Genomic DNA, 18,693 nt, shown 5'->3' on the forward strand with positions numbered 1-18,693 from the left:
GGTCAGTCGCCCATCTGCTTCTGCAGGTGCTCCCAGCGCTCCTGCGCATCGATGGTGCGCTCGGCGGTCAGTCGCGCTTCCAGGCGCTCCAGGCCGATCTCCTCGCCCGTATCGACACAGAAGCCGTAGTCGCCCGAATCGATGCGCTTGAGCGTGCTGTCGATCTTGCTGATCAGCTTGCGGTAGCGATCGCGGGTACGCAGCTCGAGCGAATTCTCCGTTTCGCGGGTCGCCCGCTCGGCCTCGTCACCGACATCACGCACTTCCTCGCGGAGGTTCTCGATCGTCTGCTTCGATTCCTCGACGAGATCGCCGCGCCACTGCAGCAGCCGCTGACGGAAATACTCCAGCTGCAGCGGATTCATGTACTCCTCGTCGCCCGCCGGCTTGTAGCCATCGGGCACGACCGGACGGCCGGTCGTTTCGTCGGTGGTGTACGTGGGCACGCGGCGCGGACGCTCCGCCCCCGACGCGCCACCGCGATTGGCCGTCACGGCGACGGCGACCTTTCCTTGCGGGCGCTGGGCGGGTGCGACGGCTGCGCCGCCTTCGGTACCCGCTGCGGACGTTGCCGCCGCGCTCTTCTTGTTGGGACTCTTGCTCATCGACTCCACCTGCAGGGACGAACGCGCCGCGTCTTTCGCGGTCGACGACGTCCCGGTCTTCAACGCGCCCGCCGCGGCGCCGGTCGAGCCGGTCCGCGTCGAGCGTTCATTCGTTCCCTCGGTCGCCTTGACCGGCGCGACCGGCCGTGGCGCGGGCGTCGCGACCTTCGTCGCGGCGGTCTTGCTCACCGTCGTCGACTTGCGCGCTGCCGCTGCCTCGGCAGCGCGCGATGCCGGCGCGCTCGTTGCCGCCGCCTTCTTGACGACGGGCGCCTTCACCGGAGCCTTGCTGACGGCCGCTGTCTTCCGGGCCGGCAACACTGCCTTCTTCACGGGGGCCGCCTTCTTGGCCGGCAACGCCTTCTTCGCAGGCGCGGCCTTCTTGGCGACGGGCTTCGCGGCAGGCTTGGCGGCCTTCGCGACCGGCTTCGCCGGCGCCTTCCTGGCGGGCGCCGCCTTCTTTGCAGCCGGCTTGGACGCGGGCTTGGCGGCCTTTTTGGCGGCCGGCTTCGCTGCGGACTTGCGGGCCGGCGGAGCGGCCTTCTTCGCGGTTTTCTTTGTCGCCACGAGCGCCTTTCCTTCTTCCCTTGAGGCGGGAAAGCGCGCTGTTATACCCTGCCCGCAACAGCCGCGGCAACCGCGCTGGACATGCGTTTGATGCAGGGCGCGAACGCGCTTCGACGCTGTTTGCAATGCCTGCACGTGCCGCGGAGCGCGGCGAACGGCAGGACGTGGCCGCCATGATGGTGAGCCGGAGCATCAAGATTCCGTGATCGACCGCATGCTGATCGCCGCACTTCGCGGCTACAAGCGCTGGATCAGTCCATTGCTCGGCCCGCGTTGCCGGTTCCACCCGTCGTGCTCGGTTTACGCCATGCAGGCCATCGAACGCTTCGGTGCAGTACGCGGCGGTTGGCTGGCGACGCGGCGCGTGCTGCGCTGCCACCCATTCCATCCGGGCGGCCACGACCCGGTGCCACCGCGTTGACCTGCATCGCGCGATCATGCCGGCCATGAAAGCGCTGCGCTCCGCCCTCGTTGCCCTGGTCGCCGCGATCGCACTGCCCGGCTGCGCCGGAACGCGATCGCCTGCACCGCCCGCATCCGCAGGGGTCGCCGCGGAGCGCGCGCGACCGGCGATCGACGTGCCGCGCACCGCTTCGCAGGGCGCGTTGGTCATCGGCCGCGTCGCGCCCGGCACGCGTGTTGAGTTCGCCGGGCGAGAGCTCGGCGTCGCGCCGGACGGGCGCTTCGTGTTCGGTGTCGCGCGCGATGCGCAGGGGCGCCTGCCGTTGCAGCTCACATCGGCCGGTGGTACGCAGGACTCGCTCGAAATCACGGTGACCCCGCGCGCCTGGCCGATCGAGCGCATCGACGGCGTCCCGCCCGCCACCGTGACTCCGCCGCCGGCGATCGCGGCGCGCATCGCCGCGGAGCAGGCGCGCGTGACGGATGCGCGTCGCCGCGACGATCCGCGCGAGGATTTCCTCGCGCGATTCGTGTGGCCCGTCCAGGGCCGCATCAGCGGCCGGTTCGGCAACCAGCGCGTGTACAACGGCAGCGCCGGCGCGCCGCATTCGGGCATGGACATCGCCGCCGCACGCGGTACGCCTGTACATGCACCGGCGGCGGGCGTGATCACCTTCGCGGACCCGGATCTCTACCTGACCGGCGGCACGGTGCTGCTCGACCACGGCCGCGGCGTCAGTTCGAACTTCCTGCATCTCTCGCGGATCGACGTGCGCGTCGGCGATCGCGTCGAGCAGGGGCAGGTCATCGGCGCGGTCGGCGCGACCGGGCGCGCGACCGGGCCCCACCTGCACTGGGGCATGAACTGGTTCGACGTGCGGATCGACCCGCTGCTGGTACTGGAGACCCCGCCCCGCTGAGGCGGTGGACGCTCAGGGCGCGCCACCCTCGCCCGCGACGGACGCCACCGCGTCGTGCGCGTGCAGGCTCTCGAAATGCGCGACGCGCGCTTCGAACCGGCGCACGTGCGGGTCCATGGACAGCGCGTGCGCCACGCGTCGCGCGGCGTCCTCGCAGAACATCAGGTTGCGCGCGTTAAGCGCCGCGAACGCCTGCTCGTCCTCACGCTTGACCGCCGTTTGCACCGGCGTGCCGAGCGCGAGTTCGACGCGATCGATCAGGTCGGCGATCGGCAAGGCCGTGAGGCCGTCCGCGAGGCGGACGCGCACCTCGGCGCGACTGCGCTGCGCATGCGGCGTAGCGACCAGCCCCGCTTCGGAATGAAGCCAGTCGCGCGCGGCCGCGGCCGGGATGTCGCCGTCCGCGCCGAACTGGCGCGCGAATGCCTCGCTGGCCATCTGCCGCGAGAGCGCGGCGGAGGCGGGACAGGTGGACGAATAGTCGACCGCCACGCCGAGCGAAAGCATCAGTTCGCCGTCGGCGAGCTGCGCATCGACTTCGACCGGATACGCCTTCCATCCCGCGTTGGCGCTGGCCAGCGCCGGCCGCAGCAGCAGGTGGTCGAACCGGATCACGAGCTGCCCGGTACCGGCCAGGCCGGCCTGCGTCTCGACCAGCGCTTCCAGTACCCGCGCGAGTCCCGCGGGCGTCATCTCCTCGGCCGCGAACGCATGCTGCAGGCGCAGGTACAGCCGCGACATGTGGATGCCGCGCGCATGCGGGTCGCGCAGGTCGACGTGCACGTCGACGCGCGCGGGCACCTGCATCGCCTCGCCCGTCGCCGAACGCGTACGCACCGGCAACGCGATCCCGGCCATGCCGACCCGGTCGAGCGTGCGCGCCGACGCGGCGCGATCGAGCGCGACGTCGGGCATGGGGCGGATCGGATTCATGGCGGATGCGGTGTCGGCGGAATCGCGCATTCTACCGGCGCGGTCCGACGCGCCCGGCCCGCGGGCGCAACGCTGCGTACGCGATCAGCCGCGCGCGCCGCGCCAGCCCGCCCAGAGCGCGGACCAGGGCGTCAGCGGCGCCGCCGCGTCGCCGCGGACGAGCCGACGGCGCGCGAGCGCCAGGGCGATGCCCCGGGGCGCGCCGACACCGCGCGTTCGCGGCCAGCGGGCGAGCAGCGCCGTCGCCGCGAGTCGACGTGCCTGCGCTGCGTCCTCGCCGCCGGCGGACGGCGGCAGTGCGTTCTCCGGATGCCGGGCGAGCCGCGCGTGCAGCCAGCAGGCCGTCACCGCGGCCGCATCGGCCTGTCCGCCGAACAACGCGGCATCCACCTGAGCGACCGCCCCGGCAACCGGGTCCAGCGCGCTCCACGCGCTATCCGGCGACAGCGGCCGCTCGCGGGTGGCGAGCAGCGCAGGCAGTGCGACCGCGACCTCACGCCAAGGCGCTGCGCCGCGCAGCAGCACCGCGCCCAGCGGATGCCGGCGACGGCCCTTCGCCCAGCCGTCCAGCTCCTCGATCCACCAGGCGAGCTTCGCCTCGCCCGGACGCGCGTCCGCGCCGCCCCAGGCCGCTTCCTGCCACTCGAACTGCAGTGCCTGCCACGCATCGACGAGCGGGCGCCGTGCGGCCGGCAGGAAGTTCTCGACCATCGCCCATTCGGGCCAGGCGCCACGCCACTTGGCGACGAAGGCCTCGACGTCGGCGCCGTCCGCGGTCGGGTCGTGCATCAGCCCACCCAGCGCGCGGGGTCGAGCATGTCGCGCGGCTCATCGAGCATCACGTCGCCCTGCCAGCTCATCGGATCGTCGCCGTCGAGCCGGTAGCCCCAGAGCGCGACCACGGAACGCATGCCGGCCGCGCGCGCGGCGACGATGTCGCGCTCGTCGTCGCCGACGTAGACGCAATCGGCTTCCATCACGCCCATGCGTTCGGCAGCGACCTGCAACGGCAGCGGATCGGGCTTGCGCGCCGGCAGCGAGTCGCCGCCGATCAGCACGTCGCAGCGCGTCTCCCAGCCCAGCAGCGGCATCAGCGCGACCGCGAGCGCCTCGGGCTTGTTGGTGACGATGCCCCAGCGCGAGCCGGCGGCCTCGATGGCCGACAGCACCTCTTCGATGCCGTCGAACGGCAGGCCATGCCGGCCGAGCTCACGGCGGTAATGCTCGAGGAATTCGGGAATCCACGCGTCGCGCGTCGCGGCGTCGATGCCCGGAAACGCGGCGCCGACCATCGCGCGCGCGCCCTTGGATACGTGCGGTCGCAGGGCCTCGAGCGTCATCGGCTCGATGTCGCGGGCCGCGCGCATCGCATTGACCGCGGCGAGCATGTCCGGCGCGCTGTCGAGCAGCGTGCCGTCCAGGTCGAACAGCACGGCCTTCGGGAACACCCTGTTCATGCCGGCTTGCGCGCGCTGACGATGTAGTTGACGTCGGCACGGCGGGACAGCCGCGCCGAATTCGTCAACGGCATGTAGGACAGGCCGCTGACGTCCTCCAGCTCGAGGTCCGCCGCGCGAAGCCACGCGGCCAGCTCGTGCGGACGCACGAAATCGCGGTACTGGTGCGTGCCTTTGGGCAGCAGGCGCGCGACGTACTCGGCCCCGACGATCGCGAGCGCGAACGCGGCCGGCGTCCGGTTGATGGTCGACACGAACAGCCGGCCGCCGGGCTTGAGCGCGTCGGCGCAGGCGCGGATCACGGCCTGCGGATCGGGCACGTGCTCGATCATTTCCATGCACGTCACCGCGTCGAACGCCGCGGGCATGGCCGCGGCGACCTCCTCCACGGGCTGCACGCGATAGTCGACCGTCGCACCGCTTTCCATCGCGTGCAGGCGCGCGACCTTGACGAGTTCGGGCGCGAGATCGAGCGCTGTCACCTCGGCGCCCGCAAGCGCCATCGCCTCGCTCAGAAGGCCGGCGCCGCAGCCGACGTCCAGCACCTTCGAGCCGGCGAGCGGCGTCCGCTCGGCGACGTAGCGAAGGCGCACGGGGTTCAGCGCGTGCAGCGGCTTCTGCGGGCCGTGCGGATCCCACCAGCGCGCGGCGAGCGCGCCGAAGCGGTCGAGTTCGGACTGGCGGAAATTGCCCGCGGCCTGGGTCGTCATTACGAGGTCCTGATGTCGGCGATGCGGCGGCGCCACTGGCGGGCGTTGGCGATGATCGAGTCGAGGTCCATGTCGACCAGCACGTGCTCGCGCAGCTTCGCGCGGCCGGCGATCCAGACGTCGGTGACCTGGTGCCGCCCGGTCGCATAGACCAGCTGCGAAATCACGTGGTGCAGCGGCTGGCTCTCGAGCCCGTCCAGGTCGATGCAGGCGAGGTCCGCCTGCTTGCCCGGCTCGATCGAGCCGATGCGGTCGCCGAGGCCGAGCGTGATCGCGCCGCCCAGCGTTGCCGCGCGCAGCGCGCTGGCGGCATCGAGGGCGGAGGCATCGTTCGCCACCGCCTTCGCCAGCAGCGCGGCCGTGCGGGTCTCGCCGACCATGTCGAGGTCGTTGTTGCTGGCGCAGCCGTCGGTACCGATGCCGAAGGTGACGCCCGCGTGCTGGAGCTTGCAGACCGGGCAGAAGCCCGAGGCGAGCTTGAGGTTCGATTCGGGGCAGTGCGCCACGCACACGCCGCGCTCGGCGCAGAGCGCGATCTCCTCGTCGGTCAGCTGGGTCATGTGCACGGCGATCAGGCGGTCGTCGACCAGCCCGAGCCGGTCGAGCCGTGCGATCGGCCGCATCCCGGTCTGGGCGACGGCGTCGGCGACTTCCTGGGCCGTCTCGTGCAGGTGCAGGTGCACGCGGACGTCGCGCTCGCGGGCGAAGTCGCGGACGCGCTCGAAGTTCGCATCGCTGACGGTGTACGGCGCATGCGGCGCCATCGCGGTGCCGACGAGCGCGTGGCCGCGCCAGGCATCGTGCACGTCGCCGGCCTTGGCGAAGTACTCGTCGGAGGTCTTCGCCCATGCGGTCGGGAAATCGATCACCGGCAGCCCCACCAGCGCGCGGAAACCGTGCCGCGCGTAGGTCTCGGCCTGCACGTCCGGAAAGAAGTAGTTCTCGTTGGCGCAGGTGGTGCCGCCGCGAAGCATCTCCGCGATCGCGAGCGTGACGCCGTCGCGCACGAACTCCGGCCCGATCACCGCGCCCTCGACCGGCCAGATGTGGCCCTGCAGCCAGTCCATCAGCGGCAGGTCGTCGGCGATGCCGCGCAGCAGCGTCATCGGATTGTGCGTATGCGAATTGACGAGGCCGGGAATGAGCGCCGAGCCGTGGCGCTCGATCGTCTGGCCCGCGACGAAGCGCGCGCGCATCTCCGCGCGCGGGCCGATCGCAACGATCCGGTCGCCCTGCACCGCCACCGAGTGGTCCTCCAGCACCGCGCCATGCGGCACCACCGGCACGACCCAGCCGGCCTCGATCAGCACGTCACAGCCTTCGTTCGACTCGCCCATCCGTCCACCCCGTCTTTCCCATGCGGAAGCCTAGCCGCGCCGGCGTTACCCGCGCGACATCGGCCCGATACGCAGAAGCCCGCGGAGGTCCGCGGGCTTCGGCATGGCGCCGGCCGTCGTGCGGCCGGTGCGATGACTCACTTCACGCGGCTGACGTAGTCGCCCGAGCGCGTGTCGACCTTGATCACTTCGTCCTGGTTCACGAACAGCGGGACGCGCACGACCGCACCGGTTTCCAGCGTCGCCGGCTTGCCGCCGCCACCCGAGGTGTCGCCGCGCACGCCCGGATCGGTCTCGACGATCTTGAGCTCGACGAAGTTCGGCGGCTGCACCGAGATCGGCGTGCCGTTCCACAGCGTCACCACGCACTCCTCCTCGCCCTTCAGCCACTTCTCGGCGCCGGCCATGCCCGCCTTGTCGGACTGGACCTGCTCGAAGGTCTCGGGGTTCATGAAGTGCCAGTACTCGCCGTCGGCGTAGAGGTACTGCATGTCGGTGTCGACCACGTCGGCCACTTCGAGGTTGTCCGTCGCCTTCATCGTCAGCTCGACCACGCGGCCGGACTTGATGTTGCGGTACTTGATGCGCGTAAAGGCCTGGCCCTTGCCCGGCTTGACGTACTCGGTCTCGGTGATGACGCACGGATCGTTGTTGACCAGGATCTTCTGTCCGGTCTTGACGTCGTTCATGCCCAGGCTGGCCATGGAAACACTCCTGCAGATGGTCGGGCCGGCGCGGGGCGCGCGGCTAGAATGGGACGATGCCGCCCGGACGGGCCGCGAATCGATTCGGATCAGCCCGCAATGATACCCGCTGCCCTCACCCCGCCGCACGCCACGCCGGCCCCGCGCTGGCAACAGCTCTGGCGCGACGCGGTGCGCGATCCCCGCGAGTTGCTGGCGATGCTGGGACTGGACGCGGCGGCGAGCGGGATGTCGGACGCCGCCGCCGCGCAGTTCGCCCTGCGCGTGCCGCGCGGCTTCGTGGCGCGCATGCGGGCGGGCGATCCGGGCGACCCGCTGCTCCGCCAGGTCCTCCCGCTGGACGCCGAGATGCAGCCCACGCCCGGGTTCGCGCTCGATGCGGTGGGGGACACGCTGGCCCGCGCCGGGCAGGGCGTGATCCGCAAGTACCGGGGCCGGGCGCTGCTTGTCGCCACGGGCAGCTGCGCCGTCAATTGCCGGTACTGCTTCCGTCGCCACTTCCCCTACGGCGAGGAGACGGCCGCGGCTGCGGGCTGGCGCGAGGCCGTCGGCCTCATCGCCGCCGACCCGTCGATCGACGAGGTCATCCTGTCCGGTGGCGACCCGTGGTCGCTGTCCACCCCGAAACTGGCCGAGCTCACCGACGCGCTTGCCGGCGTGCCGCACCTGCGCCGCCTCCGGGTGCACACGCGCCTGCCGGTCGTGCTGCCCGAGCGCGTGGACGAGGCGCTCGTCGCGTGGCTGCGCGCCCTGCCCTGGCCGGTGACGGTGGTCCTGCACGCGAACCATGCCAACGAGTTCGACGACACCGTGGACGCGGCCCTCGCCCGCCTTCGCGCGGCCGGCGCGACCCTGCTCAACCAGGCGGTGCTGCTGCGGGGCGTCAACGACTCGGTCGACGCGCTCGCCGCGCTGTCCGAGCGCGGCTTCGCGGCCGGCGTGCTGCCCTACTACCTGCACCAGCTCGACCGCGTGCAGGGCGCCGCGCATTTCGAGGTCGACGACGCCACGGCCCGCGAACTCCATCGCGCGCTGGCCGCGCGCCTGTCGGGCTACCTCGTGCCGCGGCTGGTGCGCGAGGTCGCGGGCGACCCCGGCAAGCGCCCGCTCTGAAGCATCCGGCCCCGCGGCCGATCAGGACGGGTAAGGGTCCGATCGCTACCCCTGCGGACCGGGATGGACGTCGCCATTCGTCCGCCGGGATCGACCGTTCGGGGATGACGCGGCCGGGCCCGGCATGTCATAAAGGACCGATCGCCAGGAGATGCGAATGCAGTTCGGCAAAGACGCAGCCCTACGACTCCTCATCGTCGATGACACCGTCGAGGCGGCCGAGGCCGTCGTCAGCACGCTCCGCAACGCCGGCATCGCGGTCCGCCCCTCGCGGCCGGAGAACGCCGACGAGCTGGTCCACCAGATCACCCAGCAGTCGCCCGACCTGGCGCTGGTCGGGCGCGACGCCGCGCTCGTCCCGGCCTCGCTGGTCCTGCAGCACGTCGCGACGAGCGGCAAGGATCTCCCGGTGCTCCTGCTGGTCGATACGATCGACGAGGCGGGCCTGCTCGACGCGCTGTCCGTCGGCGCCCGCGGCGTGCTGCTGCGGCACCGCAACGACCACATCGTCAATACCGTGCGCACCGAGTGGGCCGACCTCGAGGCGCGCCGCGCGCTGCGCAAGCTCGAGTTCCAGGTCCGCGAGACCGAGCGCCGCTGCGACGCGCTGATCGAGTCCTCGCGCGACCCGATCGCCTACATCCACGAGGGCATGCACATCCGGGCCAATTCGGCCTACCTCGAGATGTTCGGCTACGAGTCGTTCGACGAGGTCGAGGGCATGTCGATCCTCGACATGATCGCGCCGTCGCACGTCGAGCCCTTCAAGGCGCTGCTGAAGAAGCTGTCCAAGGGCGAGGCGCCGCCGCCGCGCGTGGAAGTCGAGGCGCGCACGCTGGACGGGAACCAGGTCCCGGCGGTGATGGAATTCACGCCCGCGATGTACGAGGGCGAACACTGCCTGCAACTCGTGCTGCGGCGGCAGGAACTCGACCCCGACCTCGCGCGGGAAGTCGAGGAGCTGCGCCAGCGCGACCAGGCCACGGGCCTGCTCAACCGCCCCACGTTCCTGCGTGCGCTGGAGGACGCGGTGGCGGACGCGGCGCAGAACTCGACGCACAGCGGCTTCCTGCTGATCGAGCCGGACTATTACGCCAAGCTGCTGCAGGACATCGGGCTGGACGCCGCGGACGACCTCGTCGCCGCCTGCGCCCGCCGGTTGCGCGAGAGCGTGCCGGAGGACGTCGTGCTGGCCCGCTTCGGCGAGCACCAGTTCGCCGCGCTCGCCCGGGGCGCCACGCACGAGGTCACGCAGCAGCTGGCCGAACAGGTGCGCACGGCGTTCGCCGAGCACGTGGTCGAGGTCGGCAACCGCTCGCTCAACGCGACCCTGAGCATCGGCGGCGTGCAGGTCGGCGAGAAGATCGCGAGCGTCACCGCGGTGCTCGCGCGCGCGACCCAGGGCGTGCAGTCCTGCGTCGGCATGGGCGGCAACCGCGTCGAGCTGTTCGACCCGGGCGCGGCCGACCGCGCCGAGGAAGAGCGCGTGCAGGCTTGGGTCGACCGCATCCGCGATGCCCTCGATTCCGACCGCTTCACGATGGCCTACCAGCCGCTCGTGAGCCTGCATGGCGAGCCGGGCGAGATCTACGAGGCCTACCTGCGCATGAAGGGCGACCAGGGCGAGCTCGTCGCTCCCCTCGCCTTCCTGCAGATCGCCGAGGAGAACGGCCTGCTGTGGGAGATCGACCGCTGGGTCGTCGGCCGCGCGCTCGAGGTCATCGGCGAGCGCATGCGCGCCGGAAAGCGCACGACGCTGCTGGTGAAGATCACCGAGAGCTCGCTGCAGGACGACAGCCTGCTCAAGCACATCGAGGAGCAGATCACCCGCCACGGCGCCGATGGCAGCCTGCTGGTCGTGCAGTTGCCCGAGTCGAAGGTGTTCACCAACCTGCGCGCGGCACAGGAGTTCCAGGCGCGCGCCGCACGCTCGGGCGTGCGCGTCGGGCTGGAGCACTTCGGCGCCGGCCTCAACTCGTTCCAGCTGCTCGCCCACTTCGAGGCCGATTTCCTGAAGATCGACCGCACCTTCATGGAGAGCCTGGGCACCAGCACCGAGCACCAGCAGCGCCTGCGCGAAATCACCGACAAGGCGCGCGCGCTCGGCAAGCGCACCATCGCCGAGCACGTGCGCGACGCGCAGAGCATGACCGTGCTGTTCGGCGCCGGCGTCGACTACGCGCAGGGCTTCTTCCTCGCCGGCGTGAGCACGGCGATGGACTACGACTTCGGCTGAGCCACGCCGACGGCCCAACGAAAAAGCCCGCCGTCAGGCGGGCTTTCTTTCGTTTCGAGACCGACTCAGCTGACCACGCGCACCGACGGCGCTTCCGTCGGCATCCGCCGCAGCGCCTCGATGCGCTCGGCCAGCGGCGGATGCGTCATGAACAGGCTGCGCAACCCGTGCGCGACGCCGCCGCTGATGCCGAACGCCTGCACCTGCTTGGGCAGCGTCGTCTCGCCGTAGGTGCGCGACAGCTTTTCCAGCGCCGAGATCATCTTCTCGCGACCGGCCAGGCGCGCGCCGCCGGCATCGGCACGGAACTCGCGATGGCGCGAGAACCACATCGCGATCACGCTCGCGAACAGACCGAACACCAGATCGAGCACCATGACCGTGGCGAAGTAGCCGAAGCCGCCGCGACGGTCGCCGCCGCCGAGGTAGCCGTCGATCATCCGGCCGACCACGCGCGCGAGCACGATCACGAACGTATTCAGCACGCCCTGCACGAGCATCATCGTGACCATGTCGCCGTTGGCGACGTGGCTGACCTCGTGGCCGAGGACGGCTTCCGCCTCGTCGCGATCCATGTTGCGCAGCAGGCCGGTGGACACCGCGACCAGCGCGTCGTTGCGGCTCGGCCCGGTCGCGAAGGCGTTGATTTCGGGCGCGTCGTAGACGGCCACTTCCGGCATTGCGATGCCCGCCGCCTCGGACTGGCGGCGCACGGTGTCGAGCAGCCAGCGCTCGGACTCGTTGCGCGGCTGGTCGATCACCTGCGCGCCGGTGCTGCGCTTGGCCACCCATTTCGACATCATCAGCGAAATGAACGAGCCGCCGAAGCCGAACAGCGTCGCCATCACGAGGAGGCCTCCGCTGGTCTGCGGGTCCACGCCCAGCAGCCGCATGACGATGCTGAGCAGCACCAGCACGGCGAGGTTGGTGGCGAGGAACAGGGTGATTCGCTTGAGCATGGCGTCGATCGTCCGGAGGGGCGTGCTGCGTCCACTGCAACGTGGCGCGCGGACGGCCGCTTTTCAAGCGCCGCTCGCCCGCACGTGCAGCACGGCTTCAGCGCGGTGACAGTGCCGACCGGCTATCGCGGGCGCTTCGCGCCGTCCCCGACCGGCGACCTGCACGCCGGATCCTTGCTGGCCGCGCTCGGCAGCTGGCTGTTCGCGCGACGCGCCGCGGGCCGCTGGCTCGTGCGCATCGAGGACGTCGATCGGCCGCGCGAGGTCGCCGGCGCGGCGGTCCGCCAGCTCGCCGCCCTGCGCGCTTGCGGGCTGCAGCCGGACGAGCCGGTGCAACGGCAGAGCGAGCGCGAACAGCTGTACCGCGCCGCGCTGGAGGACCTGGCCGACCGTGGCCTCGCGTTTCCGTGCTGGTGCAGCCGCAGCGACCTCGCCGCGACCGGCGGCATCCACCGCGCCTGCGTGCGCGCCCCGGACCCCGATCGCATGCCGGCGATCCGATTGCGGGTCGCGGACGGGACCCGCATCCGTTTCGTCGACGACGTCCGCGGCCCGCAGGTGCAGGACGTCGACGCCGAGGTCGGCGACTTCGTGCTGTTCCGTGCGGACGGCCTGTGGGCCTACCAGCTGGCCGTGGTCGTCGACGATGCGGCGCAGGGCATCGGACACGTCGTCCGCGGCGCCGACCTGCTCGATTCCACGCCGCGGCAGATCCTGCTGCAGCACGCGCTGGGCCTGCCCACGCCCGGCTACGCGCACCTGCCCCTGGTGACGGATGCCGGCGGCCGCAAGCTCTCGAAGTCCGATGCCGCGCATCCGTTCGACCCGGCCGCCCCCCTGCCCGCGATGCGACGCGCCTGGGCCGCGCTGGGGCAGTCGCCGCTGCCGGACGCGGGCCTGCACGAACCCGCCGACTGGCTCGCGCTGGCGCTGGCGGCGTTCGATCCGGCCCGCATTCCCACCTGCGACTAGGGCTTCGTGCCTAGAATCCCGCCACGGGCGCAGGTCGCGCCGGCAGGGAGGAACACATGCAGAGCCGCGTAGCACTGGTCACGGGCGGAACGGGTGGCATCGGTACGTCGATCATCGAGCGGCTGGCCGGGATGGGCCTTCGCGTCGCCACCAACTATCGCGACGAAGGCCGCGCGCGCGCCTGGCAGCAGTCGATGCGCGACCGCGGCATCGAGGTGCACCTGTCGCGGGCGGACGTCGCCGATCCCGCGCAGTGCGAAGCGATGGTGCGCGACATCGAGCAGGCGCTCGGGCCGGTCGACGTGCTCGTCAACAACGCCGGCATCACGCGCGACACGCCGTTCCACCGCATGACCGCGCAGCAGTGGAACGACGTGATCGCGACGAACCTGGGCTCGGTGTTCAACGTGACGCGCCCGGTGATCGAGGGCATGCGCGAGCGCAAGTGGGGCCGCATCATCCAGATCAGCTCGATCAACGGCCAGAAGGGCCAGTACGGCCAGGCGAACTACGCGGCATCGAAGGCCGGCATGCACGGGTTCACGATCTCGCTGGCGCAGGAAAACGCGAAGTTCGGCATCACGGTGAACACGGTGTCGCCCGGCTACATCGCCACCGACATGGTGATGGCCGTGCCCGAGGAAGTCCGCGGCAAGATCATCCAGCAGATCCCGACGGGCCGGCTCGGCAAGCCCGAGGAGATCGCCTACGCGGTGGCGTTCTTCATCCCGGACGACGCCGGCTGGATCACCGGCGCCAACCTGTCGGCCAACGGCGGCCAGTACATGGGTTGGTAACCCGCGCTGAAGCGGTCAGCCACGGGGCTGGCCGCTCGCGGCGCGAGGTTGCGTGGCGTTGCGCACTGCGTCATTCTCGACGCATCCCGCTTCCGGTCCTTGCAGATGGCTTCTCCGCGCGTCATCAAGAAGTACCCGAACCGCCGGCTCTACGACACGGAAATCTCGAGCTACATCACCATCGAGGACGTGCGCCAACTGATCGTCGATGGCGAGGAGTTCGAAGTGCGCGATGCGCGCTCCGGTGACGATCTCACCCGGCAGGTGCTGCTGCAGATCATTGCCGAGCACGAACAGGACGGCGAGCCCATGCTCTCCACGCAGCTGCTCAGCCAGATCATCCGCTTCTACGGCGATTCGATGCAGGGCTTCATGGGCACCTACCTCGAGAAGTCGATGCAGGTCTTCCTCGACCAGCAGCAGCAGTTCCGCGCGCAGATGGGCGGGTTGCTCGGCCAGACGCCGTGGACGCTGATGAACCAGCTCACCGAGCGCAACCTGCAGATGTGGAAGGACTTCCAGCAGAACCTCGCCGGCAGCATGGGCACGCCGACCGCACGCAAGGGTGAGGCACAGAAATAAGCGCCTGCGGCATCGCGCCGCGGGCGCCCCTGCACCGCCTTACTGGCGCGGTGCCGTCCCGCAGTACTTCTGGTAGAACGCTTCCGCGCGCGGCATGAGCTGCTGCAGGCGGGCCATGCGGTTTTCCGGGTCCGGGTGCGTCGACGCGAATTCCGGCGGACGCTGCCCCCCGCCGATCTGCGACATGCGCTGCCACAGCGGCACGGCCTCGTGCGGATTGAAGCAGGCCGCCGCCGCGAGCATCAGCCCTACCTCATCCGCCTGGGATTCGTGATTGCGGCCGTACGGCAGGATGAAGCCGTACTGCGCGCCGGCGCCCAGCGCACCCATCACCGCGCGCTGCTGGTTTGGGTCCATGCCGCCCAGCGCGACGCCCGCCGCCATCTGGCCCATCTGAACCAGCTTCTGCTGCGCCATTCGCTGCGAGCCGTGGCGCAGAAGCGCATGCGCGATCTCGTGGCCCATCACGATGGCCATCGCATCCTGGTTCTGCGCGACGGGCAGCAGCCCGGTGTACACGGCCATCTTGCCGCCGGGCAGGCAGAACGCGTTCGCGTCGTCGGACTGGATCACGGCGACGTCCCACTGGAAGTTGCGGTAGTCCTCGGGCGCCGGCGCGCCGTGCTCGGCGGCCAGTGCCTGCGTCACGTCGGGCACGCGCTGGATCAGGCGCTGCGCGATGCCGCGGATCTGCTGGCTCACCTGCGCGTCAGCCGGCATGAGCGCGTTCTGCGCCTGCGCATCGCCGATGACCTGGTCGAAGGCCTGCGCGCCGAGCTGCACCTCCTCGTCGGTCGACGCGCCGTAATGCGCCGTCTCGCCGGTGTACGGATCCTTCTTGGCGCTGCCCATCCACGAGACCGCCGCGTAGATCGCGAAGCCGATCATCACGATCCAGCGGATGGAGCCGAGGCCGAAGCCACGGCGTCGCGCGCCCATGCCCTGGCCCATTGGATCGATACGCATCGGAGCACTCCTGAAGGTTGCGACGTCAGAGGTCGCGCACCACCCGGAAGCCGATGCGCGCGTTCGTGGTGTCGGCGTCCAGCCCGGCGCGGAAGGCCGAGCGCGTCTGCGCCGGCGCGCTGGCCCATGAACCGCCGCGCACCACGCGCTGCCGGCAGCCCGGATTCACCCAGGCGCGCTGGTCGCGCGGCGCGCGGCGGTAGCTGGCATGCCAACAGTCCGCGACCCACTCGCTGACATTGCCGCCGAGGTCGTGAAGACCGAATCGTCCGGGGCGATAGCGCCCCACCGGCGTCGGCCCCCACGCGCCGTCGAGGTAACCGCGGAACGCGTCCGTCCAGCCCCGCCCGGTCGGCGAGCGATCGGCGGCGCCGGTGAAATTGCCCGCGCCGGGCGGTGGCGTCCCGGTGCCCCACGGGTACGCGGTTCGTGCTCCGGCCCGCAAGGCGTACTCGAACTCGGCCTCGCTGGGCAGGCGGTAGCGATGCCCGGTCTGGTCGGCCAGCCACTGCGCATAGGCGCTGGCGTCCTTCGCGCTGACGTGGATGACGGGCAGGTCGTCGGCGGCGGGCCGGCCGAGGTAATCGTCGCGCCAGTCGACGTGGCCGCGCCGCGCGAAGTTGCCGCTGCGCAGGTCGTAGGCGACGGAGTAGCCGCGCCGCGTCGAACGCGGGCGATAACCGGTCGACTCGACGAAGCGGCGGAACTGCCCGACGGTGACTTCGGTCACCGACATCGCGAAGCCGCGCTGGAAATGCAGGGGCCGCGTCGGCCGCTCCGCGTCGGTCGCGCCGCGTTCGCCGGCGGGCGCTCCCATCACGAAGTCCCCGTGCGGCACGACGATCATCGTCGGCGTGCGTCCCCCGCCCTGCAGGCCGTCGGTGAAGCGCTGTCCCGGTACGAACAAGCCGTAATGCACCGCGAAGTCGATGCGCCGGCGCAACTCGGCCGCGGTCGGATCCGCCGCGGGCGCGATCCGCAGGATATGCGCGAGGTAGCCGCGCGCGATCTCGATGCCCTTGGGCTGCGGGAGCGCGGCGATGCCCGCGTCGCGCAGGTCGCCGATGCGGGCGGCGCGTTCGAAGGCGATGCGCGCCCGCGCCTCCGCCACCGGCGCGTTGTCCGGCCTGACCGCCGCCGCGAACGCGAGCCAGCGCTCGGCGCCCGCGTATTCCTCCCGCGCCGCGGCATCCTCCGCCCGCCGGATCAGCGCGCTCTCGGCCGCCGCGAGGCCCTGGCGCGCGCGGGCGTCGGTCGCCCGCAGGGCCAGCGCGCGGCGGAAGAACCCGATCGCGCCCCCGCCCGCCTCGCCCACGTCGCCGCGCGCGAGTGCCGCCTCGCCGAGTTCGCTGAAGCGTTGTCCGTCCTCGACGCGATCGACCTGCTGCAGGAAGCGCTCGACGTCCGGCCGGTCGAGCGCGACGACGCGCAGCGCGGCGGCGGCCTGCCGCACGCGGTCGAGCGCGCCCGGATCGGTATCGATGTCCGACAACGCCTCGCGGGCCTGCAGCAGGAGGCCGTCGATCGAATGCACCACGCCGGCCTCGGCGCGCGTGCGGATCGGCTCGTACGCGCGAAGGGCGAGGAAGATCGGCAGCGCGCCGTCGTCTTCGACGAAGCGGCCCTCCGACAGCGCGCGGTCGGCCTGCGCCGCGAGCGTCAACGCATTGCGGCGGTCGACCTCGATGCGCGGTGCGCGCCACGTCGGCAGGCGATCGTCGCTGCCCGCGACGGTCACGGTCGGCGCCGTGCGCGGCTTCGGCGGTGGCGCGTCGCGGCCCTGTCCGCAGCCGCCCGCCAGCAGCGCGACGGCGATCGCGATGCCACGGACGCGCGTCGTCGGGGCCTTCGTGCGCAAGACGTCTCCTGCCTGCGGCCGCTGCCGCCGGGTCCACGGAAAGTAGGCTATTGTCGCCCGCTCCCGCAAACCCGGCACCCGTCTTGGCCCACTGGATCGACAGCCCCGACGCGCTGCGCGCGCGCCTTTCCACGCGACCCGCGCGCGTCGGCCTGGATACCGAGTTCATCCGCGAACGCACTTACTGGCCGAAGCTAGCGCTCGTGCAGATCGCGCTCCCGCTGGACGACGGCGGCATCGACATCCTGCTCGTCGACACGCTGGTTCCCGGCATGACGGAGGCGCTCGCGCCACTGCTCGCGAACACCTCGGTGCTGAAGGTCATGCACAGCCCGAGCGAGGACCTCGTCGCGTTCCGTCAGTCCTGCGGCGAAGTGCCGCGGCCACTGTTCGATACGCAGGCCGCCGCCGCGCTCGTGGGGCTGGGCGCCGGCATGGGCTACCAGAAGCTGGTCGCCGAGATCACCGGCACCGCACTCGAGAAGGGCGAAACGCGCTCGGACTGGCTGCGACGCCCGCTGTCGCCGTCGCAGCTGACGTACGCCGCCGAGGACGTCGCGCACCTGTTCGAGATGCACGACGTGCTGTCGACGAAGCTCGACGCGCTCGACCGCCGCGCGTGGTTCGAGGCCGACATGGCGCGCACCGTCGCGACGGCGATCGAGGATCCCGTCGAGCGCTGGCCGCACCTGTCCATGCGCACCGCCAGCTTCCTCGATCGCGGCGCGCAGCTCCGCCTGCTCCGCCTGCTGCGCTGGCGCGATGCGCACGCACGCACCGCCGACCTGCCGCGCGGCTGGGTGCTCGACAACGAGCTCGCGGCGTCGCTCGCGCGACTGCCAGACCCCACCCGCGACGATGTGGGCGAGGCAATCCGCGCCCATCCCAAGGGACCGCGAAAGCTGGTCGATGCCGTCTGGTCCGCGATGACGACCGCATTGCCCGACGAAGCCGAGGCTCCGGACGCCGCGCTGGCGGAGCGTCGCGACAAGTCCCGCCTGAAAGCGCTACAGGACGCGGTCTCGCGCCGCGCCGCCGAGTTGGGCGTGCCCGACGCCGTGCTCGCGTCGCGCCGGATGCTCGAGCCGCTGCTGGACAGTGGCGAGTGGCCGGATGCACTGGAAGGCTGGCGCCGCGAACAGCTCGAGCCGGCGCTGCAGCCGCTGCTGGCGAAGCCGGCGGGCTGAGTCGCGGTCGACGCGCCATCGGCGCGCGCATCGGGCGGATAAAAAACGGCGCCCGAAGGCGCCGTCTGGAATCGTGGTGGAGCCAGGGAGGATCGAACTCCCGACCTCGTCATTGCGAACGACGCGCTCTCCCAGCTGAGCTATGGCCCCACGGTGGGACGCGCAGTGTAACGGGGCGACGGCCGTCCTGCCAAGCGGTCGGCAGCGGCCCGGAACGTGATTAACGGCACGGTCCGCGTCCGTGCGAAAATCGCCCGCTTGGGGCCCCGTAGCTCAGCTGGATAGAGCGTCCCCCTCCTAAGGGGAAGGTCGCACGTTCGAATCGTGTCGGGGCTGCCATTCCACCCACGCCGCTACGCCGCCTGTGCCCGCTGCGATGCCCCATCGG

General features: G+C 71.3%; 18 protein-coding genes and 2 tRNA genes. 9 read left to right on the forward strand and 11 right to left on the reverse strand.

Translation table 11 applies throughout. From position 1 onward, the window contains the following. Positions 1 to 2 precede the first annotated feature (2 nt). Positions 3 to 1,172 (reverse strand): RNA polymerase-binding protein DksA, encoded by a 1,170-nt coding sequence (gene dksA / locus E4F61_RS07360; protein WP_133479056.1) that lies wholly within the window; start codon positions 1,170 to 1,172, stop codon positions 3 to 5. A gap of 214 nt (positions 1,173 to 1,386) precedes the next feature. Here dksA and yidD point away from each other — a divergent pair, with 214 nt between their 5' ends. Both yidD and E4F61_RS07370 read left to right on the forward strand, forming a co-directional pair. Continuing rightward, on the forward strand, positions 1,387 to 1,593 hold the full coding sequence (gene yidD / locus E4F61_RS07365; RefSeq protein WP_238382841.1) for a membrane protein insertion efficiency factor YidD: 207 nt from the start codon (positions 1,387 to 1,389) through the stop codon (positions 1,591 to 1,593). A 34-nt stretch (positions 1,594 to 1,627) separates the two neighbouring features. Then, entirely contained in the window at positions 1,628 to 2,494 is an 867-nt protein-coding gene (locus tag E4F61_RS07370; protein WP_238382842.1) for a M23 family metallopeptidase, read from the forward strand. A 12-nt stretch (positions 2,495 to 2,506) separates the two neighbouring features. Here E4F61_RS07370 and folE2 read toward each other — a convergent pair whose 3' ends face one another. The 6 genes from folE2 to efp all read right to left on the reverse strand — a co-directional run bounded on the left by folE2 (position 2,507) and on the right by efp (position 7,635). Then, on the reverse strand, positions 2,507 to 3,427 hold the full coding sequence (gene folE2, locus E4F61_RS07375) for a GTP cyclohydrolase FolE2 (RefSeq protein ID WP_202908968.1): 921 nt from the start codon (positions 3,425 to 3,427) through the stop codon (positions 2,507 to 2,509). An 84-nt stretch (positions 3,428 to 3,511) separates the two neighbouring features. Then, positions 3,512 to 4,216, reverse strand: coding sequence for an isoprenoid biosynthesis enzyme family protein (locus E4F61_RS07380; protein ID WP_133479033.1), 705 nt, complete (start codon positions 4,214 to 4,216; stop codon positions 3,512 to 3,514). Continuing rightward, positions 4,216 to 4,884: a phosphoglycolate phosphatase gene (gph, locus tag E4F61_RS07385; protein ID WP_133479034.1), complete on the reverse strand. Its 669-nt coding sequence runs from the start codon at positions 4,882 to 4,884 to the stop codon at positions 4,216 to 4,218. The genes E4F61_RS07380 and gph overlap by 1 nt, the downstream gene beginning before the upstream one ends. After that, on the reverse strand, positions 4,881 to 5,594 hold the full coding sequence (gene ubiG / locus E4F61_RS07390) for a bifunctional 2-polyprenyl-6-hydroxyphenol methylase/3-demethylubiquinol 3-O-methyltransferase UbiG (protein WP_133479035.1): 714 nt from the start codon (positions 5,592 to 5,594) through the stop codon (positions 4,881 to 4,883). Before ubiG ends, gph begins: the two co-directional genes overlap by 4 nt. Further along, positions 5,594 to 6,931, reverse strand: a complete 1,338-nt coding sequence (locus tag E4F61_RS07395) for a TRZ/ATZ family hydrolase (protein WP_133479036.1) — start codon at positions 6,929 to 6,931, stop codon at positions 5,594 to 5,596. Before E4F61_RS07395 ends, ubiG begins: the two co-directional genes overlap by 1 nt. A 137-nt stretch (positions 6,932 to 7,068) precedes the next feature. Next, on the reverse strand, positions 7,069 to 7,635 hold the full coding sequence (efp, locus tag E4F61_RS07400; protein ID WP_133479037.1) for an elongation factor P: 567 nt from the start codon (positions 7,633 to 7,635) through the stop codon (positions 7,069 to 7,071). Positions 7,636 to 7,734: 99 nt separating this feature from the next. Here efp and epmB point away from each other — a divergent pair, with 99 nt between their 5' ends. Together epmB and E4F61_RS07410 are read left to right on the forward strand one after the other, a co-directional pair. Continuing rightward, on the forward strand, positions 7,735 to 8,748 hold the full coding sequence (epmB, locus tag E4F61_RS07405) for an EF-P beta-lysylation protein EpmB (protein WP_133479038.1): 1,014 nt from the start codon (positions 7,735 to 7,737) through the stop codon (positions 8,746 to 8,748). A 157-nt stretch (positions 8,749 to 8,905) separates the two neighbouring features. Further along, the gene (locus tag E4F61_RS07410; protein WP_133479039.1) at positions 8,906 to 10,984 is read left to right on the forward strand and encodes a GGDEF/EAL domain-containing response regulator; all 2,079 of its coding nucleotides are present in this window, start codon (positions 8,906 to 8,908) and stop codon (positions 10,982 to 10,984) included. A 65-nt stretch (positions 10,985 to 11,049) separates the two neighbouring features. Here the strand turns inward: E4F61_RS07410 and htpX are convergent, their stop codons facing one another. Further along, complete coding sequence (gene htpX / locus E4F61_RS07415) at positions 11,050 to 11,943, reverse strand: protease HtpX (protein ID WP_133479040.1); 894 nt, start codon at positions 11,941 to 11,943, stop codon at positions 11,050 to 11,052. A gap of 105 nt (positions 11,944 to 12,048) precedes the next feature. Between htpX and gluQRS the strand changes: the two genes are divergently transcribed. From gluQRS to phaR, 3 genes are all read left to right on the forward strand, one after another. Beyond that, entirely contained in the window at positions 12,049 to 12,915 is an 867-nt protein-coding gene (gene gluQRS / locus E4F61_RS07420; RefSeq protein WP_133479041.1) for a tRNA glutamyl-Q(34) synthetase GluQRS, read from the forward strand. A gap of 56 nt (positions 12,916 to 12,971) precedes the next feature. Beyond that, entirely contained in the window at positions 12,972 to 13,712 is a 741-nt protein-coding gene (phbB, locus tag E4F61_RS07425) for an acetoacetyl-CoA reductase (protein WP_133479042.1), read from the forward strand. Between the two features lie 105 nt (positions 13,713 to 13,817). After that, complete coding sequence (gene phaR / locus E4F61_RS07430) at positions 13,818 to 14,294, forward strand: polyhydroxyalkanoate synthesis repressor PhaR (RefSeq protein WP_133479043.1); 477 nt, start codon at positions 13,818 to 13,820, stop codon at positions 14,292 to 14,294. 39 nt (positions 14,295 to 14,333) lie between these two features. On the opposite strand, the gene E4F61_RS07435 is transcribed toward phaR, so the two are convergent. Then, complete coding sequence (locus E4F61_RS07435) at positions 14,334 to 15,260, reverse strand: M48 family metallopeptidase (RefSeq protein WP_133479044.1); 927 nt, start codon at positions 15,258 to 15,260, stop codon at positions 14,334 to 14,336. A gap of 25 nt (positions 15,261 to 15,285) precedes the next feature. Next, positions 15,286 to 17,118 carry a formylglycine-generating enzyme family protein gene (locus tag E4F61_RS07440; protein WP_133479045.1) on the reverse strand — a complete coding sequence of 611 codons (1,833 nt, stop codon included), beginning with the start codon at positions 17,116 to 17,118 and terminating at the stop codon, positions 15,286 to 15,288. Positions 17,119 to 17,201: 83 nt separating this feature from the next. Between E4F61_RS07440 and rnd the strand changes: the two genes are divergently transcribed. Then, on the forward strand, positions 17,202 to 18,305 hold the full coding sequence (rnd, locus tag E4F61_RS07445; protein WP_238382838.1) for a ribonuclease D: 1,104 nt from the start codon (positions 17,202 to 17,204) through the stop codon (positions 18,303 to 18,305). Positions 18,306 to 18,379: 74 nt separating this feature from the next. Here the strand turns inward: rnd and E4F61_RS07450 are convergent. Next, a tRNA-Ala gene (locus E4F61_RS07450) sits at positions 18,380 to 18,455 on the reverse strand. A 112-nt stretch (positions 18,456 to 18,567) separates the two neighbouring features. On the opposite strand from E4F61_RS07450, the gene E4F61_RS07455 reads away from it, so the two are divergent. Next, positions 18,568 to 18,644 (forward strand) — tRNA-Arg (locus E4F61_RS07455). Positions 18,645 to 18,693 lie beyond the last annotated feature (49 nt).

It is taken from the genome of Cognatilysobacter segetis (assembly GCF_004359965.1).
Taxonomy (GTDB): Bacteria; Pseudomonadota; Gammaproteobacteria; order Xanthomonadales; family Xanthomonadaceae; genus Cognatilysobacter; species Cognatilysobacter segetis.